Here is a 26479-nt window from a genome sequence, read left to right on the forward strand (position 1 = left end):
ATAACCATCAAGTTATTTTTCCGTCTCCGAATTTTCCTGTAAAGATACATTAATTGCCCTTACTGTTTGATTAACCGTTTTCTTTATATTCTTTAACATTTTTTCGGTAAGTTTATTAATGTCTCTGGAAATGTTATGTTCAGGTTTTAATAAATCGTATGGATTAACTTTTAATCCTGCCGCTATTCCGGCTAAAGTTTCAGGGCTTGGCCATTTTTCTCCTCTCTCAATCGCCCCTAAAAACGGAGATGAAATACCTGCTTTTCCCGCAGTAACCGCCGCTTTCAGCATTGCTCTATGATGAAAGTTCCGTCCATACAGGAATTTTCCCTATTTGTCGCACATTTGTCGCATTTTATTTGGTAGAATATCAAAATGACAAACATTTCAAAGCGAGAAAAATATGCGTGAAAAAAAAGTAAGTTTCAAAATCAAAGTGCTAATCCCAATATTGGCTATATTTATCGTTTCCGTTCTGATCGTCTCATTTATCAATTACAGACTATTGGACTCTTCCGTGAAAACAAAAACCAACGCCAATATGGAAATTTTTGACGACAGCATTTTGGCGCAAATCAGGCATTTGAATATCATACTTGACGCCACCAAACAAACGCTCAACGAAAAACATATTGCTATAGCGAAGACCGTCGTGGATATACTGGACAATACGCCCGGTCTTATGTCGTCAGAAAGATTACTGCGGATAGCGCAGCCTCTTGATATTATAGAATTAAGCGTTGCCAATTCAAACGGCATTATTATCGCCAGCAGCGTCCCTAAATACATAGGCTTTGATTATAAGTTAAACGAAACTACCAACGAGTATATGAAACTGGCAAACGGAACCATAACCGTATTAAGCGAAGAACCTAGAGCGTCCGTGTTCAAAGACGATGTTGGCGACATCAATCATTATACCGGAATCGCAAGGAAAAACGGCGGCTTTATCCAGATTGGTTTTAATGCGGACGTAATCGGCAGGTTACAGAAAGAAATAAATATTAACAAGACTATAAAAGAAACTAAAATAGGACAAAACGGCTTTGGCATGGTGTTATCTAACGGATTTATAACAGCGCACCCAAAAGGAGACAGGTCAGACGTATCGGACAAAGATTGGTATAAAACGGTAAGCTCTGGTAACGGGTTCTCGTGGCTGAATATAGACGACAATCTGTATTACGCTGGTTACAAAAACGAAAACGGCACTACCGTTGTAGCCCTTGTGCCGGAGCGTGATTATCATCAGGAACGCAACCGCCTTCTGCTTGATTCGGTAATGCTTCTGCTTATAACGGTCGTTGTCATAACCGCCTTAATTTATCTGGTTGTTGGCGGACTTCTCCGTCCTGTTAATTATCTGGTAACAGGAATTAGGAAAATCGCTGAAGGAAACTTGGACGCAAGGATAGAGGGCAGTTACAACGATGAGTTTGACAAAATCAAGAATGCCGTGAACTCGATGGCAACGGACATAAAAACGATTTTGGAAGACAAATTGCAAACGGAAAAGAAACTTAATGAAAGCCGTATCTCGATCATGCTTTCCCAGATACAGCCGCATTTTTTATACAACGCCCTCGCCGTCATATCAAGGCTGTGCGACAAAGACCCCGCCGAAGCAAAAAAAGCGACCATAAATTTTTCCAATTATTTAAGGGCAAACATGAATTTATTGGAGCGCACGGAGCCAATACCTTTTGTAAACGAACTAAACCACACAATAGGTTTTATGAATTTGGAAAAAGCCATGTACGGCGAGGCGTTAAATGTTATATACGACATACAAGCGGAAAACTTTAAACTTCCCGCCCTTACCCTGCAACCTATAGCTGAAAACGCCGTAAAGCACGGCATAGGAAAAAAAGAAGGCGGCGGCACTGTTACCATTTCAACAAAGGAGACAGACAGCGGTTATCTTGTTATTATTACCGATGACGGCGCGGGTTTTGATTCCGAAAAAACAATTGATGACGGGCAACAGCACATCGGATTAAACAATGTCCGTTTAAGGCTTTCCGCGCAATGCGGTGGTTCGCTTGAAATAGAAAGCAAACCCGGCGAAGGGACAACCGCTACAATAATTATTCCTAAAAACGGCAATCAAAAAGAGGTACAGGCAAAATGAACATACTCGCCATAGATGACAATGTTATGGCTCTGGAGGAACTTGTTTCATCAATTAAAGAAGCGTGTCCTGACGATGATATTCACAGTTTTTCCAAGCCGTCAGAACTGCTTGACTTTGCAAAAGAAAACATATGCGACATTGCGTTTTTAGACATTGAAATGTGGGGTATAAACGGCATTGAACTTGCGTACAAGTTAAAAGAAATAAACAGTAATACTAATATAATATTTGTTACTGGCTTTTCAGAATACGCCAAGGATTCCTATGCGGTCAAGGCAAGCGATTATGTAATGAAGCCCGTTACTAAAGAAGCGGTTAAAGAGGCTTTAGAAAACCTTCGTTATCCTGTTAAATTAAATAAAGAACTATTAATGGAATTTATAAAAAAATTTTTCCAGTAGTTATGAAATAAAAAAATTGAATACATAAGGGGGCACAAACAAAATGAACATACTCGCCATAGACGATAATGTTTTAGCTCTGGAGGAACTTGTTTCGTCAATTAAAGAAGCGTGTCCAACCGATGAGGTTCACAGTTTTTCCAAACCGTCCGAACTGCTTGACTTTGCGAAAGAGAACGTATGCGACATTGCGTTTTTGGACATAGAAATGTGGGGAATGACCGGCATTGAACTCGCTCAAAAAATCAAAGAAATTAACGGCAAGACCAACATCGTATATGTAACCGGATATTCAAAGTACGCGCTGGATTCCTATACGGTCAAGGCAAGCGATTATGTAATGAAGCCCGTTACCAAAAAAGCGGTTAAAGAAGCTCTGGAAAACCTTCGTTTTCCTGTCAAGACGGAACCCGATAAAAGGGTGCGTGTGCAAACCTTCGGTAATTTTGAAGTTTTTGTAGACGAAAACCCGGTTTTGTTTACCCGTTCCAAAACAAAGGAATTATTTGCCTATCTTGTAAGCAGAAAAGGGGCGTTATGCAGTAATAACGAAATAATCGCCGTAATTTGGGAAGACAAAGACGACTCACCCGCTACGCAAAGCCACTTCCGGCACTTGGTAGCCGATTTAATCAAGACGCTAAAATCTTTGAATGTCGAAGACATAATAATCAGAAAATGGAAAAATTTAGCCGTCTCCCCTGACAAACTGTCATGCGATTTTTATGAAATGCTTAACGGCAACGCAAAAGCGGCTAATTCCTACGCGGGCGAATTCATGGCGCAGTACAGTTGGGCTGAAATTGACGCCGCTTATCTGGAAAGCAAAAGAAAATAATTTATCGCGCTTTGTCGCATATTTGTCGCGCCTTGTTTTGTAGGATACAACAAGGGGTTATTATGTCCGATGAATTTCATCCCGTTACCGTTAAACTTAAAAAAGACGCGTATATCTTTGTGGAAGGAAAACAAAACGCCGACAAATTTTACATTATCAAACAAGGCAAAGTGCGGATTATCCGCGAAGCGTTAACCGATGAAACAGGAAGCGTGTTAGGACACGGGGAAATGTTCGGACTTATTTCCACAATGGCGGCGCACGGCTATATTGAATCGGCGGCAGCCGTGACGGACGTTACCTTGCTGGCGGTAGAACGGAAACAATACGGAAGCCTTATCCGTAAAGTCAATACCATAGCCGTCAACAGCATAAAGGCTTTTTCCCAAAGACTGCGGGAATTGGACATCGCCCTTTCGCAACGGACGTTAAAAAACACCGCTTCCGCCGATCCTTCGCACATAGTTCAAATAGGCGAATATTACAAAAACTCAGGCAAACTAAAATCGGCGTTATACGCATACCGCCAATACCTTGCCCTCTGCCCCGATGCGTTTGATATAGACGATATTAAGGCAAATGTAGCTGAAATGGAAAATTCCGTTACTGAGACAAGGCTGGAATACTCGCCTGACAAAATGATACAGAAATATCCAAAAGAACACCTGCTTTTTGCCGAAGGCGAAACCGGGCATACCATGTATATCATTCAGGACGGTTCGGTAAAAATAACAAAGATTGTTGACAATAAAGAAATTATCCTTGCGGTTCTTGGCAAAGGCGATATTTTCGGCGAAATGGCGCTGTTGGAAGACAAGCCCCGCGCCGCCACCGCCGAAGTTTACGAAGACTGCACATTATTGGCGGTTAACCGAAAAAATTTTTCAAATCTCATAAAAGATCAGCCCGATATGGTAGTCCGCATGGCGACTTTAATGTCCGAACGCATTTGGTTTCTCTACCGCCAGCTTGATAACACCTTCATAGAAAATCCGTTAGGGCGCATTTATGACGCTCTGCTTATCCAGCTTGAAAAAAACCGTGTTGACATTAACAGTGGAGAACCGTATCAATGTAGTTTCGGTATTAAGGAATTAATGGGTATGGCGGGTATGCCAGAATCCGAGAACAAATATCTTACCCGCAGAGTCATAGGTGACGGAAAATTGATCTTTAAGGACGAAAAAATCCAGATTAACAAAATCTCGGACATACTAAAAGAGTCCGCATTCTACCGCAGAGCGCAAAAAATAGCCGAGAACAGAAAAATTTAATTTCCAACCCTGATAATGAAAATTTTAATTTTTTTTCTCTTTTTTCCTTATTTGTCGCGCTTTTGTCGCGCCTTGTTTTGTAAAATATTCCATAAAGGCGGATTTTTTAGTATGGGTGAAGGGGAAAAAAAACAAAGATTAAAAGTGCGTTTTTCCATCGGCACTAAGCTGATAACCATTATTTCCATAATCGTATTGGTTTCACTTGGATCTATAACTGCGTTGGTTTCATGGCTGGTTCATGGAGATTTGAAAGTATCCGCCGAGGAAAACAACTTCGAGGTGAACCGTCGCGCCGCCGCCGAAACTGAACAGACCCTTGAAAAAATGCGCCTGCTTTCCTTGGCGTTTTCCCGCACGGCGGAGTTTGTGAAAAACGGAGACGCAATACAGGAAGAAGCAAATTATTTCTTCACGCAGAACCCGCAAATTGCGGCTCTTTTTTATACGACAACCCTACCCTCCGAGTGGTCAGACAGGGTGCTCGTCAACGAGCGTTTTTTCCTTACGCGGGGAATTGATACAACGCTTGTGGACGCTTTTTGCGGCAATAGCGTAAAAATGCTGAAAAACGCCGGGATGGGGCGGACAATACTCGTCAACGCCTCGCCCCTGTTTAACAAAGCGCAAAGTTCAGCGTATCTTGCGGCGATATTTTTCCCCATACAGGGAGGAAGCGGCTGCGTTCTGTTCTCGACCGAAAACCTGAACGAAAGTTTCGGCATGGGTGTAAATACGTCATACCTTATAAACGCGGACGGCGATATTGTAGCGGACGCCGACATGGAAAGAGTAAAAATTGCCGTGAATCTGTCGGAACAGGATATTATCAAACAGATATTTAACAGCCCAGACAGGAGCAAGCAGATGTTAGCCGAAATTGACGTTCAGCTAACGCAAAATTATTCGTCGTCTTCCCTCTTTTCCTACTTGTGGGAAAAAATCAATAAAAACAGCAAACAGAAAGAAATCAAAAAAGTACGCTACTACCTTGCCTATACTCGGCTGAATACCGCAGGGAGCGTCGTAGTCACCACAATTGAATACGACAAGGTTTTTGAAGGCATAAACGCGACCACGCGGCGCAACCTCTACCTGACCGCCGCGATATTATGTCTCTCTATAATGTGCATCTGGTTTTTTGCCAAAAGCATTTCTGTGCCGCTTAAAACTCTGGCGGAGGCGGCGCATACGATAGAAGGCGGCGTCTTTGACATTAAACTTCATCCCACAAGCCGTGATGAAATCGGCGTGTTAACGTCCAGTTTTGGAAAGATGTGTTCCGCGTTAAGCATTTTCGGCAAGTTTACAAACCGCGACATCGCGGTACAGGCCATGCGCGGAGAAATTAAACCGGGCGGCCTGTCCAAACACGCGACTATCTTTTTTTCGGATATTCGCGGCTTTACCGAAAAATCGGAAAACTTTGTAAAAGCATTCGGCAGCGAAGCTTCCGACCGCATTGTTTTTTGGCTTAACGAATATTTAACCCGCATGGTCGAATGTGTTGAAAAGACCAACGGCATTATTGATAAATTTATCGGCGACGCGGTAATGGCCCATTGGGGAACGGCAAGTACCGCGGGAAGCCCGCAGGAAGACGCCCTTAACTGCGTCAAGGCGGCGCTTATGATGAGGGTGGCACTGTATAAAATAAACAAAGACCGGAAAAAAGATAACTTGGGAAACCCGCCCATCAGCATCGGCTGCGGCATCAACACCGGAATAGTTACCGCCGGGCAGATCGGCTCCGAGCTTCGCATGGAGTACACCGTAATAGGCGATCCGGTTAATCTGGCATCCCGCGTGGAAGCGCTGAACAAGCCCCTGGGTACGGACATTCTGATTACTGAAAATACGTACAACATGGTAAAGGAACATCTTATTGTCGAGGAAATGCCCCCTGTTACGGTAAAGGGAAAAGAAAAACCGGTGCGTCTTTTTGCCGTTGTAAATCATGTTTCTGTTCAATCAGGCCCCAAGACTTTGGCGGAAGTGCGGAAACTGTTGGGTATTAAGCCGCCTGATATTTCAAAAGCGAATGTCAACGCCGAAGAGCTCAAATACAAAATCGGCGGTAAATAAAAATGAGCGGCGAAAAGAAATCAAAAGGCAAATTCCGGCTTGTGGATTTTCTTGTTATCCTGCTCTGCCTTTCGGGGGCGGCTTACAGCGTCAACCTGTTTTGGGAGGATTTGTTTCAAACCCTCAACGGGCAGAACAAAACTCCCATAGGGACCGTTTCCATAAAAAGAAACATCGTCCAGCGCCGTATGTCGGACAGGGTAATATGGGACAGGCTGATTAGAGAAACGCCCGTATATTCCAATGACATGATCCGCGTGGGGGATAATTCCGAAATTGACCTTCATGTAGGCGGCAATGATGTTACGATAAATCAAAACACGCTTCTCCGCCTTCGCTACGACAAAGAAACAGACGAATTTCAAATTGATCTTTCATCAGGCAGCATAGGGCTTGTTACCGATCCCGAAGGCGGCAGCGTTGTTTTGAATATCATGGGTAAACAGATGAAAGCCGGGCCGGGTACCGCTCTTAACGCAGCCGCCGGGGAAAACGGTGTGGCTCTGCAAGTCAGCAAAGGTTCGGCGGTAATTACGGAAGATGGGCATGACCGCGAACTTGGCGCGGGAGAGGCAATTTCAATGGACAGCGAAGGTTCAATCCGCTCTGAACCCGCAGTGTTTGTCATTCAGCCTAAACCTAACGCCCTTTACCGTAAAAGCGCCGATGTGCCGCTTAATATTGCTTTTTCATGGAACAGAATCAACCTTCAGCCTGATGATACGCTGCGCCTTGAAATAGCAGGAGATCAATCTTTCAGCCGTTCCGTCCGTACCCTAAACGAGCTTAACGATTCGGCGCAGACGGCTCTTTCCGCAGGTCTTTGGAACTGGCGGCTGACTTACAACGGCGCAATTCTTGATTCGGGACATTTCACCATAACGGACGCCGAAGGAATTGAACTGTTAAGCCCCTCGAAAAACAATCAGTTTTTTTATGAAACCGAACCGCCAAAACTGTATTTCCAGTGGTCGCAAATTGAAGATGTTTCGTATTGCATTTTGGAAGTGGACGTTACGCCTGAATTCAGAAACCCCATTATCAAAAAGCAGATAACGTCTGCATCTTTTTCCGATTCAAGCCTTACGGAAGGAATTTGGTACTGGCGCGTAACGCCCGTTTTTTCTCAAGCCAATGAAGGCGACGCCGTTAATCCGCGCCCGTCAACTTTCCGCATAGTTAAAGGCGAAGAACCTCAAACCCCGTCTTTCACCTCTGCTGAAGAACCCGCGCAAACACCCCGCCAACCGCAAGTTACGCCCGTTCCGCTTCTTCCCGCGCCCGCGAACCGCCAACCGGCAGACGGATACCGTATCGGCATAGAAGAACTTGAAAAAGTTAACGTCAATTTTAATTGGTCGGCGGTAAACGGGGCAAACGCTTATATTTTTACGCTTTATCAGGAAACCAACAACGGACGGTGGCTGATCACGCAAATAGGCCCTGAGAACCGCACTTCATGGTCAATTGATATTAAAACTCTCGGACGAGGAATTTTCCTCTGGCGCGTAGAGGCGGTAAAAGCGGGGCGTAACAATGAAATTGAACAGCATGGAAACCCGGTGGAAAACCGCTTTGTCGTGGACATTCCACGCGCGGGACCCATAAAGATAATTAACGGGCCAGAGGTTACGCCATGACGAACAGAATTACACTTTTTGTTTTTTTAACGGCGTCGTTTTTATTTAGCCGTCCCCTGTGGGCGCAATCATCTAGTAGCGGCGGTGGACGCTATGTCATTGAACAGCGTTATGTGCAAACGATTGAATGGATAGGGGACAAATACACCATTAAATATGAAATTGTCATAGAAAAAAACGAAGACGGCAATTACAAAACGTATATACGGGAATTTACCGAAAAGCCAAGCGTTCAAGTTTCCCTGCCTTTGGGAAAATACCGTTACAGGATAATCCCATATGATTACCTGGAACACCCCGGAGACGCGTCGGACTGGATAAACATTGAAATAAAACCCGCCCCTATCGCCAGGGTTGAAGTGCAGAAAGCGGATGACGGAAGTTACATCCTTCAGCCTTATGAAGATGAACAGACAGTACCAAGTGTCAATGAAACCAATAAACTGTTTAATTTATATGTAAGCGCCTCATGGACTCCGTTAATCCCCATCTACGGAAGAATACAGGAAATTTTCGGAAATGAATTTTATACCGCCGGCGCGTCTGTCCGTTTTGGCGTTCTCTACAATAAACTGCGATGGTTTAATCCCGGCATTGAACTGTCAACGTCATGGTACGCCCTTAACAACGCCAAAAGTATTGATACGGTCGGCATAAAAACAGGAGTAACAGGTTTTAACATTGTCGCGCAAAAACCTCTGCCCCACAGGATGGCTGTTACGCTTAAAGCGGGAGCCGCCATTCTCTTTCAAGTAAGCGAAATAAACATTGAAGATTATTCGTTTTCATTGGGAGGGTTAATACCCCAAATAAATCTTGAAGCGTCCTTCCTTTGGTTTGCGTATAAACAATTATATTTAGAAGCCGGTATTGGTTTTCACCATTTATTTAACAAACCCGGCAATTCAGGCTGTCTGCGCCCATGGATCGGCGCGGGCTGGCAATTTTAACTAATGAGGAATGAGCAATGAGCAATGGAGGAAAAATGAGTATACCAAATAGTAAAGAGCAGGCAGCAGATAACAAAACAAATAGCAATGAACAAATAGCAAACAGCAAAGCAAGATACAACAATCTTAACTTTGCTCTTTGCTCCCTGCTATTTGTTATTTGCTTTTTGGCAATAACAGGCTGCGGCCCAGATCCGTTTTATATACCGACAGTGTTCATTGAAGGCGTGCCGGAAACCGGTACGGCGGGAACTCCTCTTGCCCTTACCGCAACAATAAGGCCCGTCTTTGCGAGCAATAAAGATATTATTTGGTCTGTTAAAAACGCGGGAACTACAGGGACTGTTATAAGCGGAAATATCTTAAAAGCCGATGCGGACGGAACAGTTGTAATAACGGCAAGAATACCAAACGGCAAAGCGGAAGGAAAGGATTATACCCAGGATTTTATCATTGTTATCGGCTCCGGCGCTCCGATTACGGACAAAGACAAAAAATTTACTATTGAAATTCATAAATCAGGCGATGAATCAGACGATGCCCTAACAGCGTCTCCCGATAAAGGCATTGAAGGCGTTACAGTTACGCTTACCTACACGGTCGCAAATACGAAGCATTATAACCAACTGGACTTCGGCGGCGTTTCCGCAACAATCGCCTCGGTGACAGAAGCCGGAACCGGAACTAGAACCTATGTCATAAACGCCGCAGACTCCGCTGACGACGTTATCACCATTACCGCAATATTTGAACATACCGATCTGGTAATTGACCACATTGCTTTCAGCGAGCATAACGAAGGGCATATAACCAAAACTTACGGCGACCCGGCGTTCACAAACGCTGTTACTAACGCGCACAAAGGAAGCGGAGCAATCACCTATCACAGCGATACTCCAACAGTCGCCACGGTGGATAATTCGGGACAGGTAACGATTCATAGACACGGTTCCGCCGTCATTTCCGCTGAGAAAGCGGCTGACTTAGTTTACGCCCACGCGCAAACAACCTACACGCTGACAGTTGCTCCCAAGCCCGTAACTATAACAGGGCTGTCGGCAAGCGACAAGCAATATGACGGCACGACAACGGCAACAGTTACAGGAACAACGGTAATCAGCGGATTGATCAGCGGTGATGATGTAACTGTCATTGCCGGAACCGCCTCATTTGAAAGCATGGCGGTAGGTACTAATAAATTCGTTACCTTCAGCGGTTATTCGCTGACAGGCGCGGACATGGGTAATTACAGCCTTTCGGCACAGCCCGCAACTGTTACGGCGAATATTACCAAAGCCTCAGGCGCATCCGTAACCGCGCCGACCGTAAACGGTACACCCACAAGCGACACTATTACCGTTAACGCGGCAAGCCTGCAAACGGCAACAGGGCAAAGCATAGAATACGCCATCAGCACAGCGAGTAACGGAACAGGCCTATCTGCATGGCAGAGCGGCACAACCTTTAGCGGATTGACAGCAAACACTACATACTTTGTCTATGCGCGTTCAGCTTCAAACGAGAACTACAACGAAGGCGTGCCAAACGTCAGCGCGGGGATTACAACCGTCGAATCTCCCACCTACGGCATCAGCCTTTCTACGTCTGGGACATACATTTTTACCGCTGTGGAGTATGGCTACGGTGCGCAAAGCCCGCTGACGGTAACTGTTACCAACACCGGCAATCAGGCAACAGGCGCTCTGGATATTGCGCTGTCGGGGGCAAATTCCGGCAGTTTCACCCTTTTAAAAACATCAATAACAACGATTGCCACAGGCGGGTCTGATACATTTACTGTCTCGCCGGCAACCGGGCTTGACCTGGAGACTTATACCGCAACCGTTACCATTTCCGGCGGCAACGGCATTACGGCGAGTTTTGGCATCAGCTTTACAGTCCATGACATCACTGCTCCCACACTTACATTAGATAACATAATTCGGCAAAGCGACACACTGGCAATGGTAAGCTTTACCACCAATGAAGCTGGCACGGCGTATTACCTTGTGCAGAACGTAGGCGTAGCCGCGCCCACAAGCGCACAAGTCAAAGCGGGTACATCCCTCGGCGCGGTCGATTACGGCGCGAACAGCAACAAGGCCGTAACGCTGACGGCGGGAGCGAAAGACATTTACGTAGTTGTCGAGGATGCGGCAGGCAACATCAGCGAGCCGCTCAAAATTGAGGCGGAGGCGCACGTCACCATCATAAGGGTGGACGGGACACCAATTGTCGGCGACCTCATTACGATAGGAACAAACGATACCGTTACTCTTACCACAGAAAAAACTTACGAAAGCTATCGATGGTCTGTCAACGGGGTTGCACAAACCGGAGAGACTAAAACTGAATACACCTTTTACGCTAGTGGCAGGCAAGTCGACAAGACTTACGCTATTGTCGTGCTTGTGTTCAAAGACGGCGTGCCCTATTCCAAGGCAATCACCATAAGGATACAAAGTTAGACAGAAAATTATCGCCGTTCTGCGTTACCAACTATGTCCGCCCCGTTCCTCCTTGCGGGGTTTCCCTAGTGCCGTCAATTTGTCGGCGGCACTATTTTTATCGCGCTTTTGTCGCACTAAAAAATAAATAAAAATCTGTTAAAAACTTCTCTATCTGTCGCACATTTGTCGCGCCTTGTTTTGTATAATTTTTATTCAAATTAATTAAGGAGGCGTTATATATGAAAAAAATTATCCTTCTTGCCGTGCTGGTTCTTGCCGGCATGAACCTTTACGCGCAAGAGAATAAAGCCGCTCTGGGCATCGGGCTTGAGTGGAACATGAATTCAAGGAAAGACTTCGGCGGCGGCGCGGCTTTCGGTTTTGACTACACCCTTCCCCGGTCCCTCGCCCTGGGCTTGAATTTTTGCGCCAGCTATAACTTTACCAATGCGGTCGTCTTTGAAGTTGCCGACATGATCCGCTGGTATTTTATGGGGAAAGGGCATACGGGGTTTTTTCTCCAGGCCGATTTGGGAGCTTTCCTTATGCTGGAAGACGGCGAATTAAGCCCGTACTTTTTGGGAGGACTGCGAGGCGGTTACCGACTGCCTTTAGGTTCCTCGTTTTATCTCGAACCTTACGGACGTATCGGCTACCCCTTTATCTTTGGCATTGGGGTAATGACCGGATATAAATTCAAATAAAAAGGAGCATTTATGAAAACCATTAAAAGAAACCTGATGTTAGCAGTTCTGGGAGTTGCACTCATTACAACCGCCTGCGAAAACTACTTTCTACAGAAAGATACAGCCGCCGTTACCAAGACAAATTCCGACACAATCAACGTCAACCTGAGCGGAACAATCACTGTTAGCCCCGCAAGCGGCGTTACCATCAACACGGAACTGACCGCAACGTACAGCGGAAACGAACCTGTCAGCTACCAATGGAAAAAAGACGGAATCGATGTCGGCGCAAATTCCAAAAAATACACGCCGACCACAGCGGGAACTTACACCGTAACGGTAAGCGCGGAAGGGTACAACCCAAAAACCAGCGCGGTGGTTGATGTAAGCGATCCATCCCTTCCCAATCTTTCGGGAACAATCACTATCAGCCACAACAGCGGCGTTACCGTCGACACAGAACTGACTGCAACGTACAGCGGGGGTGAAACCGTCAATTATCGGTGGGAAAAAGACGGAATCCCTGTAGGCACAAACTCCAGCAAGTACACGCCTACCGAACCGGGAAGCTACACAGTTACCGTAAGAGCGGAAGGGTATAATCATAAAACCAGCGCGGCGGTCTATGTTATCGCCGCCACCGACTATGGCACGCCGGGCTTTGCCTTTGAATTTCTCTACAGCGGCCCCAATGCCGGAACCTACCGCATCTGGGCAGGCAGTATAACCTCAGGCGATGTGATAATACCGGCAACCCACAACGGCAGGGCAATAACGGAAATCGGCGTTGATTATGATAATGAGAGTAACTTTGCCAAAGAATCATTTCAGTGGCTTGATATTACCAGCATAAGCATCCCCGACACGGTAAAGGTTATCAGCAAGCTCGCATTTCTGGGCTGTTACGACCTTAGCGCAATAAACGTTGATCCCAATAATCAAAACTACAGTTCTGAACAGGGCGTACTGTATAACAAAAATAAAACTACCCTAATACATTATCCGGCTGAGAAAACAGGCGTTTCTTTTAACGTGCCGGACAGCGTTACCGTAATTGAGGAGTTTTCTTTTCAAGGAAGCGCCAACCTTGCCAGCGTATTCATACCCGACAGCGTTAAAAGCATTGGGGATGAAGCTTTTAGGTATTGCGAAAAACTTGAAAGCGTAAGCATAGGAAACGGCGTTACCAGCATTGGAAATTGGGCTTTTGGATCTTGCAACAACCTTGAAAGCGTAACCTTTACGCCAACCAGTAAGGTTGCCAGCATTGGAGATGGCGCTTTTGCCGGTTGCGACCTTACCAGCATAGATATACCCGACAGCGTTACCAGCATTGAGCATAATGCTTTTTACGGTTGTACCAGCCTTACCAGCGTAACCTTTAAAGGCACGATCCCTTCGGATAGGTTTACTGATAATGCGTTTGATGGCGACTTGCGTGACAAGTTTTACGCAACGGACTCAACTAACGGAACGGCTGGAACGTATAAAACAACCGCACCGGTAAGCAGTAGTTCGACGTGGACGAAACAGCCGTAACAAAGAAACAAATGGTAGTGATTAGAGTTTCTATTCACTACCCGCTAATTAGAGTAACGCCCCGTTCCTCCTTGCGGGTTTCCCCTAGTGCCGTCAAGAAATTGGCGGCACTTTTTTTTGTCGGCTTGACTTTCAGGTAGAAAAGAGGTATATTATAGGCATGGGAAAAGAAAAAAAACCAATACAGCCAAACCCGGAATTTAGAGAAAATCTTGGCAAGTTATTACTGGATTTGTCAAAATTGACGTTTGCCAGTTTCATTTTGGGGGGAATATTAAAAGGCGAATTGCCGCAGTATATTTTAATAGCGGCGGGCTGTGTTGTTTTTGTGATTTTAGCAGTCACCGGATTGATATTTTCTTCACGAAAAAAGAGCAGGAGTTAATTATGTGGTTAGTAGTATTTATGGCAGTTTGTACCGTTCCACTCGTTGTTTTAGGTTGTGTCTGTTTGTGGCGTGAAAACCAATGGGAAAAGCACAACGAGCCTAAAGCCGCCTAATGGCAAAAAAACCGACTGACGAAGAAGCGTGGGCGCTCCAAAACAAGTAATAGGCGACATGGTACGTGAAAAAGTAATGATGTCAACCGCTAGTTAAAAGAAAATAGGGTTGTTCGGAATTAGTACCCCGCGCTTGACACCGGAATCGTGATCAGGCGTGTTTTTGTTTCACATTTTTTTAAAAACCCTCTATCTGTCGCACATTTGTCGCACCTTGTTTTGTATAATTTTTACACTAAAAAAAACACCGTGTCGGTTCACTCCTTTTCCGTCACGGATTTCCCCTAGTGCCGCCAAGAAATTGGCGGTACTATTTTTTTGTCGCACATTTGTCGCACTTCGTTTTGTATAATTTTTAGTACAATGGACTATAACAACATTTTTTCAATACCAGTTTCCAAAAAACGCCAGACTTCCATGCGGCGCAGATTTATCGCTTTTTCTTCTATTTTGTTTCTGCTCATCTTCATTCCCGGAAGTTTAACATTTATCATTTTAATGAACAAAATCCAGTATGATAACGCCGGACAAGAATTAACGCAAATTATTGAAATTGAACGGCTAAAACTGGAAGCGTCCATAAACAGTGAAATTGCCATTATTTTAAGAATGGCTGATTCCCCCTTGATACAGTGGCACTTCCTTAACCCCGACGACGAAAGAATGAAGCAAATGGCATTAGCTGAAATAGCCGGATACCAAAAGTCCCTAGAACACAGCGCGATATTTTGGGTAAATGATAAAGATAAAAAATTCTTTTTCAATGACGGCTACGCATATACCGTTGATACGGAAAATCCAAGTAATTACTGGTATTCAATGACCATGAATCAGTCGGAAAAATACAATTTCAATATCAATTTTAACCCCGACTTAAACGTAACCAACATCTGGATTAACACGGCGGTTTACGACAATCGGCATAAACCCCTCGGCATTGTAGGGGCGGGAGTGAATCTGACCGATTTTATTAATGGCATATATAAAGATTACAATGGGGATGCGGAACTGTATTTTTTCAACTCAGCCGGGGAAATAACAGGGGCAAACAACATCAGTCTAGCCGCTAACAAGGCAAAAATAACTGAAGCTCTTGGTCAAATTGGCGAGAAACTTATTTCCATGACAAAAAGATTAAAAGATGAGGAAATAAAATACACATGGATAAAAGACAATAAGGAAATAGCCGCAATCGGTTTTATTCCGGTTTTAGACTGGCATATAACCGCCGTGCTTCCTTTTACAAATACCGCCTTTCTCCATACCGGCATGACCGTTCTTTTTAGTATAATGATGACGGTCATTTTTGCCGTTTTTGTATTTTTCAATATATTTATTTTCGTAATACTTGAACCGCTAAACCAGGTGGTAAGAACAATAAATCAAACTTTTGCCGACTGGGATTTGAAACCCCAGGAAGGCGAACATCATAAAGACGAAGTTGGAACCTTCCGTGAATTCTTCCACTTGACCATAATCGATCAGCTTACCGGAATTTACAACAGGCGGTATCTTGACGGCAACTTAAAAAAAATAATTAAACTCCATTCCCGTACCAGAGGCAGCCTAAGCGTATTAATGATAGACATAGATTATTTTAAAAAATACAATGACGCTTACGGACATGACGCGGGAGATAGCTGCCTTACAGCGGTAGCGTCCGCCCTTTCCCAATGCATAACCAGAGACGATGATTTTATCGCAAGATACGGCGGCGAAGAATTTACCGTTGTCCTGCCGAATACCGATGACAAAGGAGCACACTTGATTGCGGATAAAATGTTAGAAAAAATGCGTGAGATCAAAATACCCCACAAAGCAAGCGATATAGCAGATTATGTTACTGTCTCCATTGGCGGTACAACTGGAATCATTAATCTTTTGCAACATGGGGGCGATTATATCAAAGCCGCCGATGAAGCGTTATATGAATCCAAAAAAAATGGGCGTAACAGGTACGCATTTTTGAAAACCCCTTGAATTTGTCGCATATTTGTCGCGCCTTGTTTTATAAAATTATTTTTATTATGACAATTTTTATCAAACTAAAAACTTTTATTAGAAGTCGGTATATAAGAATCAGACATGATTTTTCCTTGTTCATGTATAACATAAAACAAGTGAAACTTATAAAGAAAAAAATAATAGAACAAGCTATTTATAGCAAAGGAGAAAAAGAATGAAATTAAGCGTCAGGATTCCCCTGCTTATCGGCGTTGTCGTGTTTGTAACATCTGCCAGCCTTGGGCTGTTAGCTCTGCGGCTCAGTACCAAAGCATTGACAGACTCCGTTATAGGGGCGGTAGAGGCTGAGAACATGGCAAATGCAAAACTTATGAGTACCCTTCTAAACTGGGAACTCAGCATACTCTATGAAATTGCAAACAGACCCAGAATCCGTACTATGGATTGGGAGATTGTCTACAATGATCTAATCTCCGAAGTTCCCCACATTAAAGCCCAACAAATGGCGTTAGTTTTAACGGACGGCAAGTATACGAGCATAGTAAATACCACCACCAACAATGTAGTTGATAGGTCTTATTTCAAAAAAGCAATGGCGGGACAAAACAACATTGATATAGTCGTAAGCCGCGCAACCGGCAAACCGGTAATTGTAATGGCAGTACCAATTTTCCAAAGCAATGCAAGCGGCGCTCCCGTCATCGGAGTGTTAATGGCGGAAAAGGACGGCGTAGATTACTTGACGGATATTATGCTTGCAAATTTAAAAAAACTCCTTACCAAGCGGCTATTGTTACATGATGGATGTTTCTCAGGCGCAGGCGGTTACCATCGCCCACCCAAACAAAGACATGGTTATCAAACGTTTTATGCCGGAAGAAGAAGCTAAAAGCAATCCGGCGTTTGCTACTTTGGCGGCAATGCTTGCCAAATCAAAAAAGGAAAGAAAAGGAGAAACAGATTATACATATAACGGAAAAAAATTAGTAGGTACTTATAATGAAATTCCCACATTCGACAATTGGATATTGTACAGCTCAATTGAAAGGAAAGATATTGACAACCAGCTTATAGGAGAGAGGAATTCCATCCTTATAGTAGGCATCATAAGTATTATTGTAGGAATTGTCATAGCGTTTTTTATCGGAACGTCAATTGCCAAACCTGTCGCCAGTGTGGCGAATAATCTAAAAGACATTGCCGAAGGCGAAGGGGATTTAACCCAGACCATTCCGGTACAATCCAATGACGAAGTAGGCGACCTTGCCCGTTACTTCAACAAAACATTGGAAAAAATAAAAAACCTTATTGTAAATGTCAAAGGAGAAACTGAGACATTATCCGGTATAGGTAACGACCTTGCCAGCGACATGAACGAGACCGCCGCCGCAGTGAACGAAATTAACGCCAATATCCAGAGTATCAAAGGCAGAATTATCAACCAGAGCGCCAGCGTCAGCGAAACCCATGCGACTATGGAACAACTTACCGTAAACATTCATAAACTCAATGACCATGTTGAAAACCAGACTATACATATGTCGCAAGCTTCGTCCGCCATTGAGCAGATGATGGCAAATATCAGTTCGGTTACCAACACGCTGATTAATAACGCAAGTAATGTGAAGACATTAAGGGAAGCCTCCGAAGTGGGACGCTCCGGCTTGCAGGAAATGGCGGGGGACATTCAAGAAATATCCCACGAATCCGAAGGCTTGTTGGAGATTAACGCTGTGATGAAAAACATCGCAAGCCAGACAAATTTACTTTCGATGAACGCTGCTATAGAAGCGGCGCACGCGGGGGAAGCGGGCAAGGGCTTCGCCGTAGTAGCCGATGAAATCCGCAAACTGGCTGAAAGCTCCGGCGAACAGTCCAAAACAATTGGCACAGTGTTGAAAAAAATAAAAAGCTCAATTGACAAAATAATGCATTCTACGGAAAACGTGCTTGGTAAATTCGCTGCGATTGACACAAGCGTAAAAACAGTCGCGGATCAAGAAGAAAGTATCCGCAAATCAATGGAGGAACAGACAACGGGGAGCAAGCAGGTACTTGAAGGTGTCAGCGAAGTAAACGAAATAACTTTGCAGGTTAAAAGCGCGTCCAATCAAATGCTTGAAGGCGCGAAGGAAGTGATACAGGAAAGCAGTAATCTTGAAAAAGCAACTCAGGAAATAACCGGCGGCATGAACGAGATGGCAACTGGCGCGGATCATATAAATCTAGCGGTAAACCACGTCAATGGGGTAAGTACCAAAAACCGCGAAGCCATAAATGATTTAATGCGGGAAGTATCGCGGTTCAAAGTGGAATAATTTAAGCATACGGCAGGAGGAGTTTAAAATGAAATTATTCAAATCTCTCAGATTCCGGTTTGCAGTTCTTTTCTCTGTTTTTATTATTGCGCTGATTGGAATAATGTCCATATTGGAAATACGCAAAATGTCAAAAACAGTTACAGAGACCTTTGCTACACAGGGAGCTTTCATTGTGGATAAAGCGGCATCCCTTATTGACGGAGATTCCTTTGAGGTGCTTGCGAAATCCATGGACTCAAGCGATCCCTTTTATGAAGAAACCAGGGTTAAATTGCTGGAATTAAAAAACTTTTCAGGGTGTAAGTATCTATACACTATGGCTCCGGTAAAAGATAGTATTTGGCAGTTTGTCATTGACGGAAGCGTGGAACCGGACGACATTGAAAATTTCTCCAATATCGGGGACGAGGAAGATACCATCAGTTATGACAATGCATTCAGAAGAGCGTGGACTTCGGGAAAAACGGAACATGGCAATTTGGTAAATCAGGAAGGATGGGGTTGGCTGGTTTCGTTCTACATTCCCATCAAAAATTCCAATGGGAAGACTGTGGGAATAGCCGCTTGTGATTATGACGGTGAATACCTTCATGACACCATCGTTGCGAATGTGTGGCGGCAGATTATCATCGGGGGAATTTCCGTACTGTTCGGCCTTGCGCTGGTCTTGTATTTACTGCGGCAGATTTTTTCGCCTCTCGGCAAAATCAATTCTATCCTGAGAGAAATTTCAATGGGCGAAGGCGATTTGACCGGAAGAATTGAAGCGGGCAGGGATGACGAGATTGGGGAACTGGCCGGTTATTTTAATCTTACAATGGAAAAAATACGAAACCTTATAGGGACAATAAAATACAAAATCAACGGGCTTAACCATACCAGTTTTGAACTTTCTGTTAATATGGGCAAAACCTCTACAGCCGTTCAGCAGATTACATCAAATCTTGACAGCATGAAGACGCTAATGGTCAAACAGGAAAACGGAGCGGAAGAAGCCGGCAATGCTGTAGAAGCAATTAAAGAAAACATTGACAGCCTTAAAAAAATTATTGAAGAACAAAACGACAGCGTAAATATGTCGTCTTCCGCCATTGAGGAAATGACAGCTAACATTCATTCGGTAACCCAAACGCTGATTGAAAACAGCAAAAATGTCACCACTTTAACGGAAGCGTCCGAAAACGGTAAAACCGGACTCCAGACAGTAGCGCAGGAGATACAGGAAATAGCCCATGATTCCGAGGGGTTACTGGAAATAAATTCAGTGATGAACAATATTGCCGCCCAAACAAACCTGCTTTCGATGAACGCCGCGATTGAAGCGGCTCATGCCGGAGAAGCGGGAAAGGGCTTTGCCGTAGTCGCCGATGAAATCCGCAAACTCGCCGAGTCGTCCAGCAAACAATCAAAAACCACTGCTACAATGCTCAAAAAAATAAAAGCGTCCATAGACAACATCACCAAATCTTCCAATGACGTGTTAGCGCGTTTCGGGGCAATAGACTCAAGCGTAAAAACAGTTTCAGAACATGAGAAAAATATCCTCAATGCAATGGAAGAACAGGAAACAGGCGGCAAGCAAATACTGGAATCCATAAGCCGTTTAAGGGACATAACCCACTCGGTTAAAAAAGGGTCTGACGACATGACAAAATCAGGCGAGACTTTAGTCAAGGAAACGGACGGATTTATAAAAACAAGCAAAGAAACGGTAGAAGGCATGAACGAAATACTGAAAGGCGTAAACCAGATAAACGTATCTGTGAGCCATGTAAACGACATGAGTCAGGAAAACAACAAAAACTTTGAATCGTTAAAAAATGAAACTGAAAAATTTGTTGATTCAATCGGCAACGAGAAACTAAAAATCCTCACAGTAGATGACGATGTTATTCACCTCGAAATGGTAGAAACGGTTTTACAGAATGATTATGACGTTACTACCGCTAAATCCGGTAATGAAGCGTTAGGCTTATTCTATCAAGGACTTGTACCCCAATTAATATTGTTGGACTTGATAATGCCGGACATGGACGGTTGGAATACTTACAAAAGGATAAAAGCGATAAGCGGCTTGCACGACACCCCGATAGCGTTTTTTACGTCTTCAAACGATCCGAAAGACATAGCACACGCGCATGAAATGGGGGCGGTCGATTATATCAAAAAGCCATACAATAACGATGATCTGAAAAAAAGGATAGGCAAGATTCTGAATAAATAGAATAACCGTCATAATATACTAATGCGAGCCATTGAGTTATCTCTTTTTTACAAATTCGCGCTTTTTGTAAATATCTTTCCATGATTTTCTTATAACAATTTTGTTGACAAATCCTACTTATAGACTGACAATTATTATTACATTATATTAGTAATTTAGGAGAATCAAAATGAAAATAAACATTAAACTTACGGCGATTATGGTAGCTCTTGGTTTATTCGCCATAGCTTCGGTCAGCATTACATTGCTTATCCGTTCCCGAACAAGCATCGTCAATCTTTCAGAACAATTCGCCCTCAGCATGGCCAATGACTCTGCCGCCGATGTTGCTAGTTTTCTTGAATCATATATGGATAAACTGGATACCATAGCTGATATAATGGAACAGTATCAAAATATAACCCCTTCTAACCGCCGTAATATATTTAATATAATACTTGAAGGCCTGGCGCAGAAAAGCCCCGGAATTACCGCTGTGTGGTGCGTATGGGAACCGGATGTTTTGGAAGGCGGAGACACGCAGTATATAGGAACAAAAGGAACCGGTCCCAGCGGACGTTTTTCTCCTTATTATTACTGGGATAACGGAAAAATCGAATTAATCGCTCTGGAAGATTTAGAAGACCCAGCGTACCTTTTACCAAGAAATTCAGGCGTTCCAACGCTTTTAGATCCCTATCTGTATGACGTAGGCGGAAAAATGGTATTGATGACGTCTATTTGCATTCCGATACACATGGACAATAAAGTCATAGGAGTTGTGGGTCTTGATCTTCCCCTTGATGATATTCAGAAAATATCGCAAACCCAAAAACCTTTTCCCGATTCAGTAACTGCGGTATTCAGCAACAATGGTACGGTTACCGCCTGTTTCGACCCCAGCCGTATCGGAAAAGACATGAGGGATACCGAAGCGGACATGGCAGGTAAGTATCTAAATGATTTTGTAAACGCCGTTAAAGCCGGCAAACAATTTTCCTTTTCCAATTACATTGCGGCAATGAAAACGAACATGAAAATATTTATCATTCCCATTACTGTCGGGACAACGAAAACCCCCTGGAGTTATGCGGTAGCCATTATGTACAATACGATAATGGCTCCGGTTTACCAAATGCTGAGCATAATCATAGCGATAAGCGTCATAGTATTACTCATTTTAAGCTTAGCGGCCATATTCCTGTCCCGGTCCATCAGTAAACCAATCGTTAATGTAGCGGGAACCTTAAAGGACATATCCGAAGGCGAAGGCGATTTGACCAAACGAATAGCGGTCAAGTCTGACGATGAAATCGGCGATCTTTCCAACTACTTCAACAGGACTATGGAAAAAATCAGAAACCTCGTATGGACAATAAAATATAAAATCAACGGGCTTAACCATACCAGTTTTGAACTTTCCGCCAATATGGGCAAAACCTCGACGGCGGTGGAGCAGATTAGCTCGAACCTTGACAGCATGAAAAATCTTATGGTCAAGCAGGAAAGCGGCGCAACCGAAGCGGGTAAGGCGGTAGGGAATATTAAGGAAAATATTGACAGCCTCAATAAGATGATAGAAAAACAGACTGAAAGCGTAAATATGTCGTCATCTGCCATTGAGGAAATGACGGCTAATATTAATTCGGTAACCAAAACGCTGGTTGAAAACAGCAAAAATGTCGGCACGTTAACCGAAGCGTCTGAAAACGGGAAAACAGGACTCCAATTAGTCGCGCAGGAGATACTGGAAATAGCTCATGATTCCGAGGGGTTGCTGGAAATTAATGCGGTTATGAACAATATCGCAGCCCAGACAAACCTGCTTTCGATGAACGCGGCAATTGAGGCGGCACACGCGGGAGAATCAGGAAGGGGCTTTGCCGTTGTAGCCGATGAAATCCGCAAACTCGCCGAATCATCAAGTAAGCAGTCAAAAACCACGGCTGCAATGCTGAAAAAAATAAAAGCGTCCATAGACAACATTACTAAATCCTCCAATGAGGTGTTGGCGCGTTTTGGCGCTATAGACTCAAGCGTAAAAACAGTTTCCGACCATGAGCAAAATATCCTTCATGCGATGGAAGAACAGGAAGTTGGCGGAAAACAAATACTGGAGTCCATAAGCCGGCTGAGGGATTTAACATCTTCGGTTAAAAAAGGGTCTGATAACATGGCGGAATCGGGACAGACGCTTGTTAAGGAAACCGATGGATTCATAAAAACCACTAAAGAAACCGTGGAAGGCATGAACGATATACTGAAAGGCATTAATCAGATAAATGTTTCTGTGAGCCATGTAAACGAAATGAGTTTGGAAAACAACCGTAACTTTGAATCATTAAAACAAGAAACGGAAAAATTTAATGACAGCACCGGCAACGAGAAGAAAAAAATCCTAATGGTGGATGACGACAGCATTCATCTTGAAATGGTGAAAACGGTATTGCAGGATGAGTATGACGTATCAACCGTCACATCGGGCAAAGAAGCGCTTGGTTTGTTCTATCAGGGACTTGTTCCCCAATTAATTTTATTGGACTTGATAATGCCGGATATGGACGGATGGGGCACTTTCAACAGGATAAAAGCAATAAGTGGTTTGCATGAGACTCCGATAGCTTTTTTTACTGTTTCAAACGATCCGAAAGACATAAAACAGGCGTATGAAATGGGGGCGGTTGATTATATCAAAAAACCCTATGATAAGGACGATCTGAGAAACAGGGTAAGAAAAATCATCAAAAAATGAGCAAAACTGTCGGATTGCCCCGTCAAATTATACGATATTAATGAAAAAATCGCAAAGAAATATAAATAGCAACTTTTTTTTGACAAAATAATACCTACAGGTGTAAAATAATTACTGTGAAGGAGAAATAATATGAAGATTAAATTCAAATTGAGCCTCATAGTAATCATTATTATGACAGTCGCTGTAACGGCAGTTGCAGTAGTATTATTGCAGGAAGCGTCCAGCATAAGTCTGGAGGCCAACAAACGCGGCCTTAGGTATATGGCCAGAGAGCAAGCCCAATACTGGAAGGGCAGGGAAGACGCCTATATACGGGCGTTACATACTTTGGCAAATGTAATGAACGATTATGAATCTATTCCGGCGGAGCAGCGGCGCGACCGATATGACGATATGCTTCATTCCGCCCTGGAAGCGGAACCCAATATGATTACAATGTATACGATCTGGAAACCAAACGCCATTGACGGAATGGACAGCCGTTTTATAGGCCGGACAGGCTCCAACCCAACGGGGCAGTACGCAATGACATTCAGCCAGGAAACCGGCCAGATTGTTGGCAGAGCCAGCGTTGACATAGAACACACCATGAATTATTTAAACGGCCCCAATGCGCGCAAAGACCGGGTGGATAATCCTGAACCTTGGAAAGTAAAAGGGAAGGACACATTCGCGTTTAAAATGATGGTTCCCATCATTAATTCCCGTACCAACGAGATAGTGGGAGGATTGGGCTGTCTTCTGGCTATTGATGTAATACAGACTACGATAGAGAATATTCTTGCAAATAACAAAGAACTCGCCGTAATGGTAATGTATTCAAATAATGGGACTATTATGGGACATTTCCTTCCGGAGAGGATTGGCAAAAATTTAAAAGAAGTTGATGTTGAATACGGCACTCACCAACAAGAGGCTTATCAGGCAGTACTGGACGGAAAGCCTTTTGATCTAAGTTTTTACGATACGCATTTCAAAGAGAATTGCAATTTTGTAATGCAGCCATTCACTATCGGCGATTCAAACGTGAACTGGATGATAATAATAGGATTCATGGATTCGTATATTCTAAAAGAAGTCAGGGGTATTACCAGCTTTACCATTATTCTTGCTCTTATAGCCATTGCGGCGGCGGCAGTAATTATTTATTTTGTTCTGGGCAGAACAACCAAGCCAATTATTAAAGTAGCCGACACGCTTAAAATTGTAGCGGAAGGCGATCTGACGCGAAACGTCAATGTTGAAACAAAAGATGAAATAGGCGACCTTGCCCGTGACTTTAACTTTACGATAGGAAAAATCAGAGAACTTGTAAGAACAATAAAATACAAAATCAACGGGCTTAACCATACCAGTTTTGAACTTTCAGTTAACATGGGCAATACTTCTTCAGCCGTTCAACAGATTTCATCGAATCTTGACAGTATGAAAACCCTCATGGTCAAGCAGGAAACAGGCGCGGAAGAAGCCGGTAAGGCGGTTGGGGATATTAAAGTAAACATTGACAGCCTTAAAAAAATTATTGAAGAACAAACAGAAAGCGTAAATGTATCGTCTTCCGCCATTGAAGAAATGACAGCTAACATTCATTCGGTAACCCAGACATTATTTGAAAACAGCAAAAATGTCACTGTTCTGACAGAAGCGTCAGAAAACGGGAAAACCGGACTCCAATTAGTCGCGCAGGAGATACAGGAAATATCCCATGATTCCGAGGGGCTATTGGAAATAAACTCGGTAATGAACAATATCGCCGCCCAGACAAACCTGCTCTCGATGAACGCGGCTATTGAAGCCGCACACGCCGGAGAAGCGGGGAGAGGCTTTGCCGTAGTCGCCGATGAAATCCGCAAACTTGCCGAGTCGTCAAGCCAGCAGTCAAAAACCACGGCGGCAATGTTGAAAAAAATAAAAGCGTCCATAGACAACATTACCAAATCCTCCAATGACGTTTTGGCGCGTTTTGGCGCCATAGACACAAGCGTAAAAACAGTTTCACAGCATGAACAAAATATTCTTCATGCGATGGAAGAACAGGAAATAGGCGGGAAGCAAATACTGGAATCCATAGGCCACCTTAGAGAAATAACAGCCTCGGTTAAAAAAGGTTCTGATCACATGGAGGAGTCGGGAGAGACTCTTGTTAAGGAGACGGACGGATTCATAAACACCAGTAAAAAAACGGTAAATGGCATGAATGAAATATTAAAAGGCATTAATCAGATAAATGTTTCGGTGAGCCATGTTAATGATATGACTTTGGAAAACAACCGTAACTTTGAATCATTAAAACATGAAACGCAAAAATTTAATGATTCCATAGGCAATGAGAAACAAAAACTACTTATAGTAGATGACGACGGCATCCATCTTGAAATGGTGGAAACTGTACTGCGGGATGATTATGACGTGTCTGCCGCCAAATCGGGCAAAGAAGCGCTTGCTTTATTATATCAGGGGCTGGTTCCAAAATTAATATTATTGGACTTGATAATGCCGGATATGGACGGATGGAATACTTATGGCAGGATAAAAGCGATAGGCGGCTTGCACGACACCCCGATAGCGTTTTTTACGTCTTCAAACGATCCGAAAGACATAGCACACGCGCATGAAATGGGGGCGGTTGATTATATCAAAAAGCCCTACGATAACGAAGACCTGAAAAACAGGATACGAAAGATAGTCAATAATTAAGTTAATCCGGCGGATAATGAAAACTTGACTAATATTATCC

The 26479-nt window shown here is 43.7% G+C and carries 18 protein-coding genes and 1 pseudogene; 17 read left to right on the forward strand and 2 right to left on the reverse strand.

What is annotated here, in order from left to right; genetic code table 11:
- Positions 1 to 12 precede the first annotated feature (12 nt).
- Positions 13 to 291: a helix-turn-helix domain-containing protein gene (locus ACYVRH_RS16435; RefSeq protein WP_461257923.1), complete on the reverse strand. Its 279-nt coding sequence runs from the start codon at positions 289 to 291 to the stop codon at positions 13 to 15.
- Positions 292 to 403: 112 nt separating this feature from the next.
- Here ACYVRH_RS16435 and ACYVRH_RS16440 point away from each other — a divergent pair, with 112 nt between their 5' ends.
- From ACYVRH_RS16440 to ACYVRH_RS16490, 11 genes are all read left to right on the forward strand, one after another.
- Positions 404 to 2131: a sensor histidine kinase gene (locus ACYVRH_RS16440; RefSeq protein ID WP_461257924.1), complete on the forward strand. Its 1728-nt coding sequence runs from the start codon at positions 404 to 406 to the stop codon at positions 2129 to 2131.
- Positions 2128 to 2535, forward strand: a complete 408-nt coding sequence (locus tag ACYVRH_RS16445; RefSeq protein ID WP_461257925.1) for a LytR/AlgR family response regulator transcription factor — start codon at positions 2128 to 2130, stop codon at positions 2533 to 2535. Before ACYVRH_RS16440 ends, ACYVRH_RS16445 begins: the two co-directional genes overlap by 4 nt.
- A gap of 43 nt (positions 2536 to 2578) precedes the next feature.
- Positions 2579 to 3373 (forward strand): response regulator, encoded by a 795-nt coding sequence (locus ACYVRH_RS16450; RefSeq protein WP_461257926.1) that lies wholly within the window; start codon positions 2579 to 2581, stop codon positions 3371 to 3373.
- A gap of 62 nt (positions 3374 to 3435) precedes the next feature.
- Positions 3436 to 4647 (forward strand): Crp/Fnr family transcriptional regulator, encoded by a 1212-nt coding sequence (locus tag ACYVRH_RS16455; protein WP_461257927.1) that lies wholly within the window; start codon positions 3436 to 3438, stop codon positions 4645 to 4647.
- A 111-nt stretch (positions 4648 to 4758) separates the two neighbouring features.
- Complete coding sequence (locus ACYVRH_RS16460; protein WP_461257928.1) at positions 4759 to 6732, forward strand: adenylate/guanylate cyclase domain-containing protein; 1974 nt, start codon at positions 4759 to 4761, stop codon at positions 6730 to 6732.
- Positions 6733 to 6734: 2 nt separating this feature from the next.
- Positions 6735 to 8372 (forward strand): hypothetical protein, encoded by a 1638-nt coding sequence (locus ACYVRH_RS16465; protein WP_461257929.1) that lies wholly within the window; start codon positions 6735 to 6737, stop codon positions 8370 to 8372.
- On the forward strand, positions 8369 to 9322 hold the full coding sequence (locus ACYVRH_RS16470) for a hypothetical protein (RefSeq protein WP_461257930.1): 954 nt from the start codon (positions 8369 to 8371) through the stop codon (positions 9320 to 9322). Before ACYVRH_RS16465 ends, ACYVRH_RS16470 begins: the two co-directional genes overlap by 4 nt.
- A 35-nt stretch (positions 9323 to 9357) precedes the next feature.
- The gene (locus ACYVRH_RS16475) at positions 9358 to 11790 is read left to right on the forward strand and encodes a YDG domain-containing protein (RefSeq protein WP_461257931.1); all 2433 of its coding nucleotides are present in this window, start codon (positions 9358 to 9360) and stop codon (positions 11788 to 11790) included.
- A gap of 221 nt (positions 11791 to 12011) precedes the next feature.
- Entirely contained in the window at positions 12012 to 12476 is a 465-nt protein-coding gene (locus ACYVRH_RS16480) for a hypothetical protein (protein ID WP_461257932.1), read from the forward strand.
- A 12-nt stretch (positions 12477 to 12488) separates the two neighbouring features.
- Positions 12489 to 13997 carry a leucine-rich repeat domain-containing protein gene (locus ACYVRH_RS16485; protein WP_461257933.1) on the forward strand — a complete coding sequence of 503 codons (1509 nt, stop codon included), beginning with the start codon at positions 12489 to 12491 and terminating at the stop codon, positions 13995 to 13997.
- 160 nt (positions 13998 to 14157) lie between these two features.
- Positions 14158 to 14382 carry a DUF6722 family protein gene (locus ACYVRH_RS16490; protein ID WP_461257934.1) on the forward strand — a complete coding sequence of 75 codons (225 nt, stop codon included), beginning with the start codon at positions 14158 to 14160 and terminating at the stop codon, positions 14380 to 14382.
- A 484-nt stretch (positions 14383 to 14866) separates the two neighbouring features.
- Here the strand turns inward: ACYVRH_RS16490 and ACYVRH_RS16495 are convergent, their stop codons facing one another.
- Complete coding sequence (locus ACYVRH_RS16495; RefSeq protein ID WP_461257935.1) at positions 14867 to 14992, reverse strand: hypothetical protein; 126 nt, start codon at positions 14990 to 14992, stop codon at positions 14867 to 14869.
- A 4-nt stretch (positions 14993 to 14996) separates the two neighbouring features.
- Between ACYVRH_RS16495 and ACYVRH_RS16500 the strand changes: the two genes are divergently transcribed.
- From ACYVRH_RS16500 to ACYVRH_RS16525, 6 genes and pseudogenes are all read left to right on the forward strand, one after another.
- Positions 14997 to 16478: a diguanylate cyclase gene (locus tag ACYVRH_RS16500; protein ID WP_461257936.1), complete on the forward strand. Its 1482-nt coding sequence runs from the start codon at positions 14997 to 14999 to the stop codon at positions 16476 to 16478.
- 199 nt (positions 16479 to 16677) lie between these two features.
- Positions 16678 to 17352, forward strand: a complete 675-nt coding sequence (locus ACYVRH_RS16505) for a PDC sensor domain-containing protein (RefSeq protein ID WP_461257937.1) — start codon at positions 16678 to 16680, stop codon at positions 17350 to 17352.
- Between the two features lie 202 nt (positions 17353 to 17554).
- Positions 17555 to 18781, forward strand: a pseudogene (locus tag ACYVRH_RS16510) (methyl-accepting chemotaxis protein); the annotation flags it as partial.
- A gap of 28 nt (positions 18782 to 18809) precedes the next feature.
- A complete protein-coding gene (locus tag ACYVRH_RS16515) occupies positions 18810 to 21008 on the forward strand; it encodes a methyl-accepting chemotaxis protein (RefSeq protein ID WP_461257938.1) in 2199 nt (732 codons plus the stop codon).
- 169 nt (positions 21009 to 21177) lie between these two features.
- The gene (locus ACYVRH_RS16520; protein WP_461257939.1) at positions 21178 to 23739 is read left to right on the forward strand and encodes a methyl-accepting chemotaxis protein; all 2562 of its coding nucleotides are present in this window, start codon (positions 21178 to 21180) and stop codon (positions 23737 to 23739) included.
- Between the two features lie 132 nt (positions 23740 to 23871).
- Entirely contained in the window at positions 23872 to 26439 is a 2568-nt protein-coding gene (locus ACYVRH_RS16525; protein WP_461257940.1) for a methyl-accepting chemotaxis protein, read from the forward strand.
- The last annotated feature ends 40 nt before the right edge of the window (positions 26440 to 26479 follow it).

It is taken from the genome of Treponema sp. R80B11-R83G3 (assembly GCF_054786115.1).

What these genes read in the sequence shown, in the direction of transcription:
- ACYVRH_RS16490 (WP_461257934.1), top strand. Translation starts at nt 14,158, where the DNA reads ATGGGAAAAGAAAAAAAACCAATACAGCCAAACCCGGAATTTAGAGAA.
- ACYVRH_RS16475 (WP_461257931.1), top strand. Translation starts at nt 9,358, where the DNA reads ATGAGTATACCAAATAGTAAAGAGCAGGCAGCAGATAACAAAACAAAT.
- ACYVRH_RS16480 (WP_461257932.1), top strand. Translation starts at nt 12,012, where the DNA reads ATGAAAAAAATTATCCTTCTTGCCGTGCTGGTTCTTGCCGGCATGAAC.
- ACYVRH_RS16450 (WP_461257926.1), top strand. Translation starts at nt 2,579, where the DNA reads ATGAACATACTCGCCATAGACGATAATGTTTTAGCTCTGGAGGAACTT.
- ACYVRH_RS16500 (WP_461257936.1), top strand. Translation starts at nt 14,997, where the DNA reads ATGAACAAAATCCAGTATGATAACGCCGGACAAGAATTAACGCAAATT.
- ACYVRH_RS16515 (WP_461257938.1), top strand. Translation starts at nt 18,810, where the DNA reads ATGAAATTATTCAAATCTCTCAGATTCCGGTTTGCAGTTCTTTTCTCT.
- ACYVRH_RS16495 (WP_461257935.1), bottom strand. Translation starts at nt 14,992, where the DNA reads ATGATAAATGTTAAACTTCCGGGAATGAAGATGAGCAGAAACAAAATA.
- ACYVRH_RS16465 (WP_461257929.1), top strand. Translation starts at nt 6,735, where the DNA reads ATGAGCGGCGAAAAGAAATCAAAAGGCAAATTCCGGCTTGTGGATTTT.
- ACYVRH_RS16505 (WP_461257937.1), top strand. Translation starts at nt 16,678, where the DNA reads ATGAAATTAAGCGTCAGGATTCCCCTGCTTATCGGCGTTGTCGTGTTT.
- ACYVRH_RS16460 (WP_461257928.1), top strand. Translation starts at nt 4,759, where the DNA reads ATGGGTGAAGGGGAAAAAAAACAAAGATTAAAAGTGCGTTTTTCCATC.
- ACYVRH_RS16520 (WP_461257939.1), top strand. Translation starts at nt 21,178, where the DNA reads ATGAAAATAAACATTAAACTTACGGCGATTATGGTAGCTCTTGGTTTA.
- ACYVRH_RS16440 (WP_461257924.1), top strand. Translation starts at nt 404, where the DNA reads ATGCGTGAAAAAAAAGTAAGTTTCAAAATCAAAGTGCTAATCCCAATA.
- ACYVRH_RS16525 (WP_461257940.1), top strand. Translation starts at nt 23,872, where the DNA reads ATGAAGATTAAATTCAAATTGAGCCTCATAGTAATCATTATTATGACA.
- ACYVRH_RS16470 (WP_461257930.1), top strand. Translation starts at nt 8,369, where the DNA reads ATGACGAACAGAATTACACTTTTTGTTTTTTTAACGGCGTCGTTTTTA.
- ACYVRH_RS16435 (WP_461257923.1), bottom strand. Translation starts at nt 291, where the DNA reads ATGCTGAAAGCGGCGGTTACTGCGGGAAAAGCAGGTATTTCATCTCCG.
- ACYVRH_RS16485 (WP_461257933.1), top strand. Translation starts at nt 12,489, where the DNA reads ATGAAAACCATTAAAAGAAACCTGATGTTAGCAGTTCTGGGAGTTGCA.
- ACYVRH_RS16455 (WP_461257927.1), top strand. Translation starts at nt 3,436, where the DNA reads ATGTCCGATGAATTTCATCCCGTTACCGTTAAACTTAAAAAAGACGCG.
- ACYVRH_RS16445 (WP_461257925.1), top strand. Translation starts at nt 2,128, where the DNA reads ATGAACATACTCGCCATAGATGACAATGTTATGGCTCTGGAGGAACTT.